We start from the raw sequence: 13,079 nt of genomic DNA, 5'->3' as shown, positions 1-13,079 counted from the left end.
CTGTTTCGGCTGCGGGAAAAGTGCGCTACTTTGAGATATTCAGCGCATCAATAAGGAAAGCAGAGTGGGCCAGCATATTCCCGTTACGCTCGGCAACATCGCGCCGCTGGCGTTAAAACCCTTTCGTCCGGGTCGGCTTGCACTCGTATGCGAGGGCGGTGGACAGCGCGGCATTTTTACCGCCGGGGTTCTGGACGAATTTATGCGTGCGGAATTTAATCCTTTCGATCTCTATTTCGGCAGCTCTGCCGGTGCGCAAAACCTTTCCGCTTATGTCTGCAATCAACCAGGCTACGCACGTAAAGTGATAATGCGCTACACCACGTCGCGGGAATTTTTCAATCCGGTGCGTTTTGTGCGCGGTGGCAACCTTATCGATCTCGACTGGCTGGTAGAATCAACCTCAAGTCAGATGCCGCTGGCAATGGACTACGCCGCGCGGGCTTTCGACGCGGGTAAAGCGTTTTATATGTGCGCCTGTCGGCAGGATGATTACTCCGCAGCCTATTTTTCTCCTACTCACCAGACATGGCTCGATTTGATTCGTGCTTCCAGCGCAATCCCCGGTTTTTATCGTCCGGGCGTGATGCTTGATGGCATTAATTATCTCGACGGCGGTGTCAGTGATGCCATTCCGGTGCAGGAGGCGGCAAAACGCGGTGCGAACACGATTGTGGTGATCCGTACCGTACCGTCACAAATGTACTACACGCCCCAGTGGTTCAAACGAATGGAACGCTGGCTGGGAGAGAGCAGCCTTCAATCCTTAATCAATCTGGTACAGCACCATGAGAAAAGTTACCTGGCGATCCAACGCTTTATCGAAGCACCGCCGGGTAAACTGCGTATTTTTGAAATTTATCCACCTAAGTTGCTGAACAGTATGGCGCTGGGCAGCCGTTTACCGGCGCTACGCGAGGATTATAAAATCGGGCGTTTGTGCGGGCGCTACTTCCTGGCGACGGTGGGCAAATTACTGGCGGAAACCCCGCCGCTGGTGCGCCATTCGCCGATTATCGCGCCTGCGACGCGTGTTGTTCCTCCGGCTGCGGTGGCCAACGACGCGCTGGATACGCCGCTGGTCAGCGTCGTGCAGGCCAACGATTTACCCATCAATAAAGAGGATACGGCGTGAGTTTCCGCTTTACCGATACCCACTGTCATTTCGATTTCCCGCCATTTGCCGGCGATGAAGCAGCGAGTATCGCCCGTGCGGGTGACGCCGGCGTGGAGCGCATTATTGTTCCGGCGATCGCTGCCCGTTATTTTGATCGCGTTTGCCACTTAGCACGCCAGCATACCGCGCTGTACGCCGCGCTCGGGCTACACCCGATAGTGATTGAAGAACACAGTGAGGAAAGCCTGCAACAGCTTGAGCAGATGCTTGCGGCGAAACCCGAGAAAGTGGTGGCGATAGGGGAAATTGGCCTTGATCTTTATCGCGACGAGCCGCAGTTTGAGCGCCAACAGCAGGTGTTAGACGCACAACTAAAATTGGCAAAACGCTTTGATCTGCCGGTGATCCTCCATTCACGCCGCACGCATGACAAACTGGCGATGCATTTAAAAAAACATGATTTACCTCGCCGTGGTGTGGTGCATGGTTTCGCCGGTAGCCTGCAACAAGCGCAGCGCTTTGTTGAGCTGGGTTATTGCATCGGCGTGGGCGGCACCATTACCTACCCGCGCGCCAGTAAAACCCGTGACGTAATGGCGCAGTTACCGCTTTCTGCATTGCTGCTGGAAACGGATGCGCCGGACATGCCACTCAATGGTTTTCAGGGCCAGCCCAATCGGCCTGAGCGGGCTGCGCAAGTGTTCGACATATTATGCGAGTTACGCTGCGAAACGCCGGATGTCATTGCACACGCGCTGCTGGAAAATACGCAGCGGCTCTTTGCGCTACAGATATAGCGCCGGGCGCAGCACAGTTTTCACGCCCCGATCCTGTAGTGCCTGCGCCAGCGGTTCCACATCTTCTGGCGTGGCGCTGCGCCATGTCTGCGCCTCTCCATACACGCCATGGGCATGAAAAGCGTTTAGGCGCACTGGCACCTCGCCGAGTTGATAAATAAAAGCGGTCAGCGCATCGATATGCACCAGATAATCGCTCTGTTCCGGGATCACCAGCAGGCGCAGTTCCGCTAATTTCTTCTCTGCTGCCAGTAGCCGCAGACTGGCTTTCACCTGCTCATTATCCCGTCCGGTGAGAAAACGGTGCCGCGTATTGTCCCAGGCTTTGAGATCGATCATTGCGCCGTCGCAGACCGGCAACAGCTTACGCCAGCCGGTTTCACTGAGCAGGCCGTTACTGTCCACCAGACAATTCAAATGGCGCAGTTGCGCGTCATGGCGCAATGCACAGAACAGCGCATGCAGAAACGGTAGTTGTAGCGTTGCTTCGCCGCCGCTGACAGTGATGCCTTCAATAAATAGCGCCACTTTGCGGATCTGCGCCACAACCTGTTCAACCGTCATACTCTGCGCCATCGGCGTGGCGTGCTGCGGGCACATGCGCAGGCAAGTGTCGCACTGTTCGCAACGCGTTGCGTTCCATTGCACTTGCCCTCCATTGAAGGAGAGCGCGTGTTGTGGGCAACCCGCTACACAGTCGCCGCAGTGGTTGCAGCGCCCGATAGTCCACGGGTTATGGCAATTTTTACAGCGCATATTGCAGCCCTGTAAAAACAGGGCCAGTCGGCTGCCTGGCCCGTCCACGCAAGAGAACGGGAGGATTTTACTGACGAAAGCGCATCTGCTGTTCATGGCTGACCACGCGGGGTTGTCGTTCCAGAATATGCGTGTTACGCACCGCCTCTTCACCCAGCCAGGTGGTATTGATGCGTGAGCCTTCGGTGCGGAATTTCTTGAGATCTGACAGGCGCACCATATAACCGGTGACGCGAACCAGATCGTTACCGGCTACGTTAGCGGTGAACTCGCGCATGCCGGCTTTAAACGCGCCAAGGCAGAGCTGGGCAACCGCTTGTGGGTTGCGTTTCACCGTTTCCTCGAGGGTCAAAATATCGCTGATCCCGGCTTGATACCACGCGTGATGCGGTGCGACGGTGAGCAGATGGGTAATCGGATCCGGTTCATCGCCATAAGGTATCCGCGCGCCTGGCGTGGTATCGGTGTCGGAGCTGATGCCCGATTGCGCATGGAGCATGGCGCGCTGTCGCCAGCCGTGTTTTACCGGCGTGTTTGCCACAAAGCTCGCCAGTTGTTCACTGATGCGGTAACCGAGCGCGTTGGCCTGCTCATCATTGCCGTAGCGCCCGGCAATACCGGCTTTTTCGCACAGCGTATTGACCGCTTCTGCCAGCCCATACATACCAAACATGGGCACAAAACGGTCAGCAGAAATCAGCCCTTCCTGCACCCGGAAGCTATGCTCAAAGAAACCGGATTGTTGATACAGAAAATCGCAGCGGGCATCGATAATTGCTATTTGCTGCTGGCAATAGTGCGGTAACTGATGGGTGAAAAAGTCCTCCAGCGACGCGCTGCGTTCAGCGATCACTTTCAGATTGAGGCGTACCAGCGTACTGCCGCCACCGCCCAGCGGCAGAGAGTTATAGCAACTCACAATGCCGTAGCCGCCTTTTGTGAAAATATTATCATGCACCGGACCGTTGGCGATGTGTGGTTTGCTGCACTCGCAAATATTACGCGCCACCTCCAGTAGCAGGTCGTCTGGCGTAATATCCGGGTCATAGATAAAGGTTAAGTTTGGCGCGACCTGCTTGAGTTCTGCATCCGCACGCAAAATGGCACGCGTGATGGGGGTATCGAATGGGCCAATATTGGCATGCATAAAGGCGTCTGGCAGCGTTCTGTCGAGGTAGCGCCAGAAACGTTTTATGCGGATATCGATCTCCTGTTGTGTTAGAATTCTAACATATGGTTGTAGCAGGGCATCAAGCTGGCCGAGATAGACAGGCATTGATGTCACTGATGGAACATGGTGGTAGAGGATCGTCAGCAACGAGAGAGCATCATCAAGATCTTTTGCCCCTTCCAGCTCCAGCCAGGCGGAACCGTTAGCAAGAAACTTGGCGTAATCCGGCAGTACATAACGCGGTTTGTAGGGGGCGTGCCCCTCAAACATATCGCAAATGGCACCCTCATCAAGTGCTGCGCGTGCCGCTTGTGGCAACGCCGGATAGGGCAGGGCGTTTTCCGCTTCCAGCGCCAGGAAGTGGCGCTTTTGTTCCGGTGTGAGCGTTGGGCTGGTAACAATTTGCTGGCAGTGTGACAGCAATGAAGGATCAACAGACGGGGACATCATCGTTCCTCTTCTTTCCTTAAGTGATGGCGTTGAGTGTACGGAGCCTGTTGTTTGTCACTTTTGATCCCGTCCCCTGTCAGCGCAATCATTACTGATGTGAATTTAAAAGTTTGATCAATGTCCCATTATGGTTTTGCAAACGTGCATTTGGTTTTCATTAACTGTGATGGGTGTCGAAGTGTGAATATGGGTTGATGTTAAAATACTAACAAACCCGAACAGAAAACCGGCATTACGCCGTCGGAGAGAATATGAGTGATTTAACGGCAAGCAGCCTGCGTGCGTTGAAACTGATGGACCTGACCACCCTGAATGATGATGACACCAACGAGAAAGTCATCGCCCTGTGTCATCAGGCAAAAACCCCGGTGGGCAACACCGCCGCCATCTGTATCTACCCGCGTTTTATCCCGATTGCGCGCAAAACCCTGAACGCGCAAGGTACGCCGGATGTGCGTATCGCAACAGTGACCAACTTCCCGCATGGTAACGACGATATCGACATCGCGCTGGCCGAAACGCGCGCTGCCATTGCTTACGGCGCGGATGAAGTTGATGTGGTGTTCCCGTACCGCGCGCTGATCGCCGGTAACGAGCAGGTGGGTTTTGAACTGGTGAAAGCCTGTAAAGAGGCTTGCGCGGCGGCGAACGTGCTGCTGAAAGTGATCATCGAAACCGGTGAGCTGAAAACAGAAGCGCTGATCCGTAAAGCGTCTGAAATCGCCATCAAAGCCGGTGCAGATTTCATTAAAACGTCGACCGGTAAAGTGCCGGTAAACGCGACCCCGGAAAGCGCGCGCATCATGCTGGAAGTGATTCGCGATATGGGTGTTGAGAAAACCGTTGGTTTTAAACCGGCAGGTGGCGTACGTAGCGCGGAAGATGCGCAGCAGTATCTCGCTATTGCCGACGACCTGTTTGGTGCCGATTGGGCCGATGCCCGTCACTACCGTTTTGGCGCCTCCAGCCTGCTGGCAAGCCTGCTGAAAGCGTTGGGTCACGGCGACGGTAAGAGCGCAAGCAGCTATTAATTTGTCATTGCCGGGTAGCGTATTGTTACCCGGCCTCAATGGATTTTCCGGCTTTATTCCTCAGGGGGTTACCTTGTTTCTCGCTCAAGAAATTATTCGAAAAAAACGCGATGGTCTCGCGCTGAGTGATGAAGAAATCCGTTTCTTTATCAACGGAATACGCGATAACACCGTCTCTGAAGGGCAGATTGCTGCTCTGGCAATGACCATTTTCTTCCACGATATGACGATGCCGGAGCGCGTTTCGCTAACTATGGCGATGCGGGATTCAGGCACCGTTCTGGACTGGAAACCGCTCGATCTTAACGGCCCGGTGGTGGATAAACACTCAACCGGCGGCGTGGGCGATGTTACCTCATTGATGCTCGGCCCGATGGTGGCGGCCTGCGGCGGCTACATTCCGATGATTTCCGGGCGCGGCCTTGGTCATACTGGCGGCACGCTCGACAAACTGGAAGCGATCCCGGGGTTTGATATCTTCCCGGAAGATAACCGTTTTCGCGAGATTATTAAGGATGTCGGTGTGGCGATTATCGGCCAGACCAATTCGCTGGCGCCGGCAGATAAACGTTTCTATGCCACCCGCGATATCACCGCGACAGTGGACTCTATTCCGTTAATCACCGCTTCTATCCTCGCCAAAAAACTGGCGGAAGGCCTCGATGCGCTGGTGATGGACGTCAAAGTGGGTAGCGGCGCATTTATGCCGACTTACGCCCTCTCTGAACAACTGGCGGAAGCGATTGTTGGTGTTGCCAACGGCGCTGGCGTGCGGACTACCGCGCTGCTGACCGATATGAATCAGGTGCTGGCTTCCAGTGCGGGCAACGCGGTGGAAGTGCGTGAAGCGGTGCAGTTCCTGACCGGTGAATACCGCAATCCGCGCTTGTTTGAAGTCACCATGGCGCTGTGCGTGGAGATGCTGATCTCCGGCAAACTGGCGAAAGATGACGCCGACGCGCGGGCGAAGCTGCAAGCGGTGCTGGATAACGGTAAAGCGGCCGAGGTCTTTGGTCGTATGGTTGCGGCGCAAAAAGGGCCGCGCGATTTCGTAGAAAACTACGCGAAATACCTGCCTACCGCGACGCTCAGCAAAGCGGTATATGCCGACGATGAAGGGTTTATCACGGCGATGGATACGCGCGCGCTGGGCATGGCGGTGGTGTCGATGGGCGGCGGTCGTCGCCAGGCGTCGGACACTATTGATTACAGTGTGGGCTTTACCGAGATGGTGCGTCTGGGCGAACGCGTTGATGGTCAGCGTCCGCTGGCGGTTATCCACGCCAAAGACGAAGCCAGCTGGCAAGAGGCTGCGCAGGCGGTGAAAGCGGCTATTTCGATGGGCGACAGCGCACCAAAAGAGACACCGACGGTCTATCGCCGCATTACTGAATAGCGGTATACTGATCTGATCGCTTTTTTACAAAGCACAAGGTACGGAGAACATATGAAACGTGCATTTATTATGGTGCTGGACTCTTTCGGCATCGGCGCGACCGAAGACGCGGAGCGCTTTGGCGACGTGGGTTCCGATACCCTCGGTCACATCGCTGAAGTTTGCGCGAAAGGTGAAGCCGACACCGGGCGCAAAGGCCCGCTGAATTTACCCAATCTGACCCGTCTGGGTCTGGCGAAGGCGCACGAAGGCGCAACCGGTTTTATTCCTGCCGGGATGGACGCCAACGCGGAAATCACCGGTGCTTACGCATGGGCGCATGAACTCTCTTCCGGGAAAGATACGCCGTCAGGCCACTGGGAAATCGCCGGGGTGCCGGTGCTGTTTGACTGGGGTTACTTTAGTGACACCGAGAATAGCTTCCCGCAGGAACTGCTGGATAAGCTGGTGAAACGCGCCAACCTGCCGGGTTATCTTGGCAATTGCCACTCTTCCGGTACGGTGATCCTTGACCAGCTCGGCGAAGAGCACATGAAAACCGGTAAGCCGATTTTCTACACCTCTGCCGACTCGGTGTTCCAGATTGCCTGCCACGAAGAGACCTTTGGTCTGGACAAGCTGTATGAGCTGTGCGAAATCGCGCGTGAAGAGCTGACCGAAGGCGGCTATAACATTGGCCGCGTGATTGCGCGCCCGTTTGTTGGCGACAAAGCTGGTAACTTCCAGCGTACCGGTAACCGCCATGACCTGGCCGTCGAACCTCCGTCAGCCACCGTGCTGCAAAAACTGGTCGAAGAGAAAGATGGCCACGTGGTTTCGGTCGGTAAAATCGCCGATATCTATGCCAACTGCGGCATCACCAAAAAAGTGAAAGCCACCGGCCTGGATGCGCTGTTTGACGCCACCATCAAAGAGATGAAAGAAGCCGGTGATAAGACAATCGTCTTTACCAACTTCGTCGATTTTGACTCATCATGGGGTCATCGTCGCGATGTGGCCGGTTATGCAGGTGGTCTGGAGCTGTTCGATCGCCGTTTGCCAGAGTTGATGGAATTGGTTGGCGAAGACGACATCCTGATCCTTACCGCCGATCACGGCTGCGATCCGACCTGGAAAGGCACTGACCACACCCGCGAGCACATTCCGGTGCTGGTCTACGGCCCGAAAGTGAAACCGGGCTCGCTGGGTCACCGTGACACCTTTGCGGATATTGGTCAGACTATTGCCAGGTACTTCGGCGTTTCTGATATGGAATATGGCAAGGCCATGTTCTGATGATTTTGGGCGGGAGCTTCCCGCCCTTTCTGTTTCAACGACAACGACATAAAGGAATTGACGATGGCTACCCCACATATTAATGCAGAAATGGGCGATTTCGCTGACGTAGTGTTGATGCCGGGCGACCCGCTGCGTGCAAAACATATTGCGGAAACTTTCCTCGAAGACTACCGCGAAGTAAACAATGTGCGCGGCATGCTGGGTTACACCGGCACTTATAAAGGCCGCAAAATTTCTGTTATGGGCCACGGCATGGGTATCCCGTCCTGCTCCATCTACACCAAAGAGTTGATCACTGATTTCGGCGTGAAAAAAATCATCCGTGTCGGTTCCTGCGGCGCGGTACGTATGGACGTGCAACTGCGTGATATCGTTATTGGCATGGGTGCCTGCACCGATTCCAAAGTGAACCGTATGCGTTTCAAAGACCACGATTTCGCGGCGATTGCGGATTTCGACATGGTGCGTAACGCGGTTGATGCGGCAAAAGCGCTGGGCGTAGACGCGCGCGTGGGCAACCTGTTCTCCGCCGATCTGTTCTACTCCCCGGACGGTGAAATGTTCGACGTGATGGAAAAATACGGTATCCTGGGCGTGGAAATGGAAGCGGCGGGCATTTACGGCGTAGCGGCGGAGTTCGGTGCGAAAGCGCTGACCATCTGCACCGTTTCCGACCATATTCGTACGCACGAGCAGACCACTTCCGCTGAGCGTCAGACCACGTTCAACGACATGATCAAAATTGCGCTGGAATCTGTCCTGCTGGGCGATAAAGCGTAAGTATCTTTTCTAAGGGCAGGTTCTCTGCCCTTTATTTTCAATCAACTTGATCAACTCAATCAGATAGCTGCATTGATCACTTTGATCTATTCACCGCACCGCGCTGGCAATCCATGCGGAAAGTTCGCGAAGCTCTTGTTCCTGTTCCGGAAAATCGACTAATAGCGCATCACACTCTTGTGCCAGCATATCTGCACGGTAGAGGCAGCCCTGCAAACGTGCGGCCAGCGCTTCTAACGGCGCGGGGTTCAGACTGTCGGTAAACACCTGCGTGCGGGTGATGTGGCCTTTTTCCACGTCAAAATGTAGCTCCACGCCGCCCCAGGTAAAGCGCTCATCAAGGAGATGACTGAATGCCGGTGCCTGGCCGAAGTTCCACTCCCAGCTACTCTGGCGGGCAAAGGTTTCGGCGAAATTGGGTAAGTCCGGGGTTTTATCTGGCGAGATAACTTCCGCCGTGACCCGCTCGCCATAGTGAGCGAAGAAGGCTTCGGTGATCGCTTCACAGATTTGCTGATGGGTAATGCCCGGCAGCAAATCCACAAGGTTCGCCACGCGCCCGCGCACCGACGTAATGCCTTTGGCTTGCAGCTTTTTCTTGTCCGGATTGAGGTAATTGGCCAGACGGCTGAGGTCGGCATTCAGCAACAACGTGCCGTGGTGGAAGCCGCGATCTTTGGTTTCCCGGTAGGCGGAACCAGACACTTTGCGATCGCCTTCCGCCGTTTTCACCACCAGGTCGTTGCGCCCGGAGGCTTCTGCGGTAACGCCTAGTGAATTCAGGGCATTAAGTACAATCGCCGTGGAGATGGTTTTGTCGTACTCCGGCTTTCCCGCCATAAAGGTGAAACAAGTATTGCCGAGGTCGTGAAACACCGCGCCGCCGCCGCTACTGCGCCTTGCCAGCCGCACGTTATCTTCTTCCATGCGGCGGGTATTGCACTCTTTCCACGGGTTTTGCGCCCGCCCAATGACCACCGTATCCGCGTTGCGCCATAAGAACAGTACGCGTTGCGTGGCGGGCATCTGGCGGAAAATGCACTCTTCCACCGCCAGGTTGAACCAGGGATCGTACGAGTCAGAGATAAGCAGACGAAGCGTCGACATAGCAGATTTCCTTTCTGTAACCTGTAATTTTTACCGGTAGCGGTCAGAGCTACTCTTTCTTTTGCTGCTCTTCTTCTTCCGGTACGGATTTGTTGGCCGTCAGCAAAAACGGCGACTGCTGCCAGCGCGTGCGTTTGCCCTGCAACAGGGTGCGCGTCAGCACGACGCCAATGGCCAGCGATAGCAGCAACATCAGGCGCAGAATATTGGTGGTGTTATCCACCTGCCTGGCTTCTGTCGCCAGCGTGTGCGTATCCAGCGTAAGGCGCAGGTAGCCCAGCGGGCCGCTCTTTCCCTGAATTGGCTCAACAATTTGCTGGTTGAAATAGCCGCCTGCTTTTTTGCCGTCCAGCGCCAGCCGGTCGCGCACATCAATACTTTCACCGGAGCGCGCAATCAAATCGCCTTGCGCATCGTACACCCCGGCATCCAGGATGCGGCTCTCTTCGGTAAGCTGGCGCAGCACGACGTTGATCCGTTTTTCGTCCGGGGTTTCGGTGCGCATCAGCGGCGTGAGATTCAGCGTCACCTGGCGTGCCAGCGTTCTCGCCAGCTCTTCAAACTGCGGATTGCGCTGGCGCTGATGGTTTTGGCTGAACCAGGACGCGCCCTGCATCAGCGCGACCAGCAGTGCCAGACAGATGAGGACGATTACGGCGCGATGCAGCCGAAATTTAAGTTTTGCGCGAGCCATATTCCACCTGTTGAAAATTTGAGGCTTAATGTTGCCAGAAGCGCTGGTTACAAGGTAGCCTCATGCGTTATTTTCCCCTCCGATGCTTTCTGGCGCGAACGTTTTTACAGGAGCTTTAATGCCTAACAGTTTGACCTGGTGCGATCTGCCCGATGATGTTTCTCAGTGGCCGGGATTGCCGCTCTCTTTAAGTGGTGATGAGGTAATGCCTCTGGACTATCACGCTGGTCGCAGTGGCTGGCTGCTGTATGCGCGTAATCTGGATAAGCAACGTCTGACGACCTATCAGCGCAAATTGGGTGCGGCAATGGTGATTGTTGCCGCGTGGAGCGTTGACGATTATCAGGTTCTTCGCCTGGCGGGCTCGTTGACGCCGCGCGCGACGCGCCTGGCGCACGACGAAGGTATGGACGTCGCCCCGCTGGGGAAAATTCCGCATCTGCGCTCGCCAGGCCTGCTGGTGATGGATATGGACTCCACCGCCATTCAAATCGAATGTATTGATGAGATCGCTAAACTTGCCGGCACCGGCGAAATGGTGGCGGAAGTGACCGAACGGGCGATGCGCGGCGAACTCGATTTTGCCGCCAGCCTGCGCAGCCGCGTGGCGACGCTGAAAGGCGCTGACGCCAATATTCTGCTGCAAGTGCGGGAAAAACTGCCGCTAATGCCGGGGCTGGTGCAACTGGTGTTGAAGCTGGAAACATTAGGCTGGAAAGTGGCTATCGCCTCGGGCGGCTTTACTTTCTTTGCCGATTACTTGCGCGATAAGCTGCATTTGACGGCGGCAGTCGCCAACGAACTTGAGATCATGGACGGTAAATTCACCGGCCATGTATTGGGCGATATCGTGGATGCGCAATTCAAAGCCAACACGCTGAAGCAGCTGGCTGAAAAATATGAAATTATTCCAGAGCAAACGGTAGCGATTGGCGACGGCGCGAACGATTTACCGATGATCAAAGCCGCCGGGCTCGGCATCGCGTTTCATGCCAAACCCAAAGTGAATGAGAAGGCGGAAGTCACCATTCGCCACGCCGATCTGATGGGCGTATTTTGTATTCTTTCCGGCAGTATTAATAAGAAGTAGAGGTTATTGTGGCGAAAGCTCCTAAACGCGCGTTTGTCTGTAATGAATGCGGTGCGGATTATCCGCGCTGGCAGGGGCAGTGCAGTGCCTGTCACGCATGGAACACCATTACGGAAGTGCGCGTTGCCGCTTCGCCCTCCGTGGCGCGTAATGAGCGTCTTTCCGGTTATGCGGGTAGCGCTGGCGTATCAAAAGTGCAGAAGCTGGCGGATATCAGTCTCGAAGAGCTGCCGCGTTTTTCCACCGGTTTTAAAGAGTTTGATCGCGTGCTCGGCGGCGGTGTCGTGCCCGGTAGCGCGATTCTGATTGGCGGCAACCCCGGTGCGGGGAAATCCACGTTGTTGTTGCAGACGTTGTGTAAGCTCGCCGAGCAGATGAAAACGTTGTATGTCACCGGCGAAGAGTCATTGCAGCAGGTGGCGATGCGCGCGCATCGTCTCGGGCTGCCGACTGGCAACCTCAATATGCTGTCGGAAACCAGCATCGAGCAAATCTGTATGATCGCCGAAGAGGAGCAGCCGAAGCTGATGGTGATCGACTCGATTCAGGTGATGCACATGGCTGATATTCAGTCGTCACCCGGCAGCGTGGCGCAGGTGCGTGAAACGGCGGCTTATCTGACACGTTTTGCGAAAACGCGCGGCGTGGCGATTGTGATGGTCGGCCACGTCACCAAAGACGGCTCGCTGGCCGGACCGAAGGTGCTCGAACACTGTATTGACTGCTCGGTGTTGCTTGATGGCGATGCGGATTCGCGTTTTCGCACCTTGCGCAGCCATAAAAACCGTTTCGGAGCGGTCAACGAACTCGGCGTGTTCGCCATGACCGAGCAGGGGCTGCGTGAAGTCAGCAATCCGTCGGCGATTTTCTTAAGCCGCGGCGATGAAGTGACCTCCGGCAGTTCGGTGATGGTGGTATGGGAAGGGACGCGTCCGTTGTTAGTCGAAATTCAGGCGCTGGTCGATCACTCAATGATGTCTAACCCGCGCCGTGTGGCGGTGGGGCTGGAGCAAAACCGTCTGGCAATTTTACTGGCTGTGCTGCATCGCCACGGCGGCTTGCAGATGGCGGATCAGGACGTGTTCGTCAACGTGGTTGGCGGGGTCAAAGTGACCGAAACCAGCGCCGATTTGGCGCTATTGCTGGCAATGGTCTCCAGCCTGCGCGACCGGCCGTTACCGCAGGATTTAGTGGTGTTTGGCGAAGTCGGGCTGGCGGGGGAAATTCGCCCGGTGCCCAGTGGCCAGGAGCGCATTTCAGAGGCCGCGAAGCATGGTTTCCGCCGCGCTATCGTCCCGGCAGCGAATGTGCCGAAAAAAGTGCCAGAAGGGATGCAAATCTTTGGCGTGAAGAAGCTCGCGGATGCGCTAAACGTCTTTGACGACTTATAATTGGCTAATGTTTTTTTGCAG

The 13,079-nt window shown here is 55.5% G+C and carries 12 protein-coding genes; 8 read left to right on the top strand and 4 right to left on the bottom strand.

Annotation, left to right across the window (positions count from 1 at the left end):
- Positions 1-64: 64 nt before the first annotated feature.
- The gene (locus tag JKP81_RS17545; RefSeq protein WP_200552722.1) at positions 65-1,135 is read left to right on the top strand and encodes a patatin family protein; all 1,071 of its coding nucleotides are present in this window, start codon (positions 65-67) and stop codon (positions 1,133-1,135) included.
- On the top strand, positions 1,132-1,914 hold the full coding sequence (locus tag JKP81_RS17540) for a TatD family hydrolase (protein ID WP_200552721.1): 783 nt from the start codon (positions 1,132-1,134) through the stop codon (positions 1,912-1,914). Before JKP81_RS17545 ends, JKP81_RS17540 begins: the two co-directional genes overlap by 4 nt.
- On the opposite strand, the gene JKP81_RS17535 is transcribed toward JKP81_RS17540, so the two are convergent.
- Together JKP81_RS17535 and JKP81_RS17530 are read right to left on the bottom strand one after the other, a co-directional pair.
- A complete protein-coding gene (locus JKP81_RS17535; protein WP_200552720.1) occupies positions 1,903-2,766 on the bottom strand; it encodes a YjjW family glycine radical enzyme activase in 864 nt (287 codons plus the stop codon). The two genes, JKP81_RS17540 and JKP81_RS17535, sit on opposite strands and share 12 nt — an antisense overlap.
- Positions 2,738-4,288: a YjjI family glycine radical enzyme gene (locus tag JKP81_RS17530; protein ID WP_200552738.1), complete on the bottom strand. Its 1,551-nt coding sequence runs from the start codon at positions 4,286-4,288 to the stop codon at positions 2,738-2,740. Before JKP81_RS17530 ends, JKP81_RS17535 begins: the two co-directional genes overlap by 29 nt.
- Before the next feature lie 254 nt (positions 4,289-4,542).
- Between JKP81_RS17530 and deoC the strand changes: the two genes are divergently transcribed.
- The 4 genes from deoC (at position 4,543) to deoD (ending at position 8,776) form a co-directional block, all read left to right on the top strand.
- Entirely contained in the window at positions 4,543-5,322 is a 780-nt protein-coding gene (gene deoC / locus JKP81_RS17525) for a deoxyribose-phosphate aldolase (protein WP_065369345.1), read from the top strand.
- 73 nt (positions 5,323-5,395) lie between these two features.
- On the top strand, positions 5,396-6,718 hold the full coding sequence (gene deoA, locus JKP81_RS17520) for a thymidine phosphorylase (protein WP_200552719.1): 1,323 nt from the start codon (positions 5,396-5,398) through the stop codon (positions 6,716-6,718).
- 51 nt (positions 6,719-6,769) lie between these two features.
- Complete coding sequence (deoB, locus tag JKP81_RS17515) at positions 6,770-7,993, top strand: phosphopentomutase (protein ID WP_017457843.1); 1,224 nt, start codon at positions 6,770-6,772, stop codon at positions 7,991-7,993.
- A 63-nt stretch (positions 7,994-8,056) separates the two neighbouring features.
- Entirely contained in the window at positions 8,057-8,776 is a 720-nt protein-coding gene (deoD, locus tag JKP81_RS17510; protein WP_017457844.1) for a purine-nucleoside phosphorylase, read from the top strand.
- Positions 8,777-8,866: 90 nt separating this feature from the next.
- Here the strand turns inward: deoD and lplA are convergent, their stop codons facing one another.
- The gene (gene lplA, locus JKP81_RS17505; RefSeq protein WP_086870396.1) at positions 8,867-9,883 is read right to left on the bottom strand and encodes a lipoate--protein ligase LplA; all 1,017 of its coding nucleotides are present in this window, start codon (positions 9,881-9,883) and stop codon (positions 8,867-8,869) included.
- Positions 9,884-9,932: 49 nt separating this feature from the next.
- The gene (locus tag JKP81_RS17500) at positions 9,933-10,577 is read right to left on the bottom strand and encodes a YtjB family periplasmic protein (protein WP_017457846.1); all 645 of its coding nucleotides are present in this window, start codon (positions 10,575-10,577) and stop codon (positions 9,933-9,935) included.
- A 118-nt stretch (positions 10,578-10,695) separates the two neighbouring features.
- On the opposite strand from JKP81_RS17500, the gene serB reads away from it, so the two are divergent.
- Together serB and radA are read left to right on the top strand one after the other, a co-directional pair.
- Complete coding sequence (serB, locus tag JKP81_RS17495; protein WP_200552718.1) at positions 10,696-11,667, top strand: phosphoserine phosphatase; 972 nt, start codon at positions 10,696-10,698, stop codon at positions 11,665-11,667.
- A gap of 8 nt (positions 11,668-11,675) precedes the next feature.
- Entirely contained in the window at positions 11,676-13,058 is a 1,383-nt protein-coding gene (gene radA, locus JKP81_RS17490) for a DNA repair protein RadA (protein WP_200552717.1), read from the top strand.
- Positions 13,059-13,079 lie beyond the last annotated feature (21 nt).

This window comes from Kosakonia sp. LAM2021, assembly GCF_016620385.1.
Classification (GTDB): domain Bacteria; phylum Pseudomonadota; class Gammaproteobacteria; order Enterobacterales; family Enterobacteriaceae; genus Kosakonia; species Kosakonia sacchari.
This window is presented reverse-complemented; position numbering and strand designations above follow the sequence as displayed.

Excerpts from the sequence above, each read along its gene's own strand:
- deoD (WP_017457844.1), top strand. The coding sequence starts at position 8,057 with ATGGCTACCCCACATATTAATGCAGAAATGGGCGATTTCGCTGACGTA.
- lplA (WP_086870396.1), bottom strand. The coding sequence starts at position 9,883 with ATGTCGACGCTTCGTCTGCTTATCTCTGACTCGTACGATCCCTGGTTC.
- JKP81_RS17500 (WP_017457846.1), bottom strand. The coding sequence starts at position 10,577 with ATGGCTCGCGCAAAACTTAAATTTCGGCTGCATCGCGCCGTAATCGTC.
- JKP81_RS17535 (WP_200552720.1), bottom strand. The coding sequence starts at position 2,766 with ATGAACAGCAGATGCGCTTTCGTCAGTAAAATCCTCCCGTTCTCTTGC.
- deoC (WP_065369345.1), top strand. The coding sequence starts at position 4,543 with ATGAGTGATTTAACGGCAAGCAGCCTGCGTGCGTTGAAACTGATGGAC.
- serB (WP_200552718.1), top strand. The coding sequence starts at position 10,696 with ATGCCTAACAGTTTGACCTGGTGCGATCTGCCCGATGATGTTTCTCAG.
- deoB (WP_017457843.1), top strand. The coding sequence starts at position 6,770 with ATGAAACGTGCATTTATTATGGTGCTGGACTCTTTCGGCATCGGCGCG.
- JKP81_RS17530 (WP_200552738.1), bottom strand. The coding sequence starts at position 4,288 with ATGTCCCCGTCTGTTGATCCTTCATTGCTGTCACACTGCCAGCAAATT.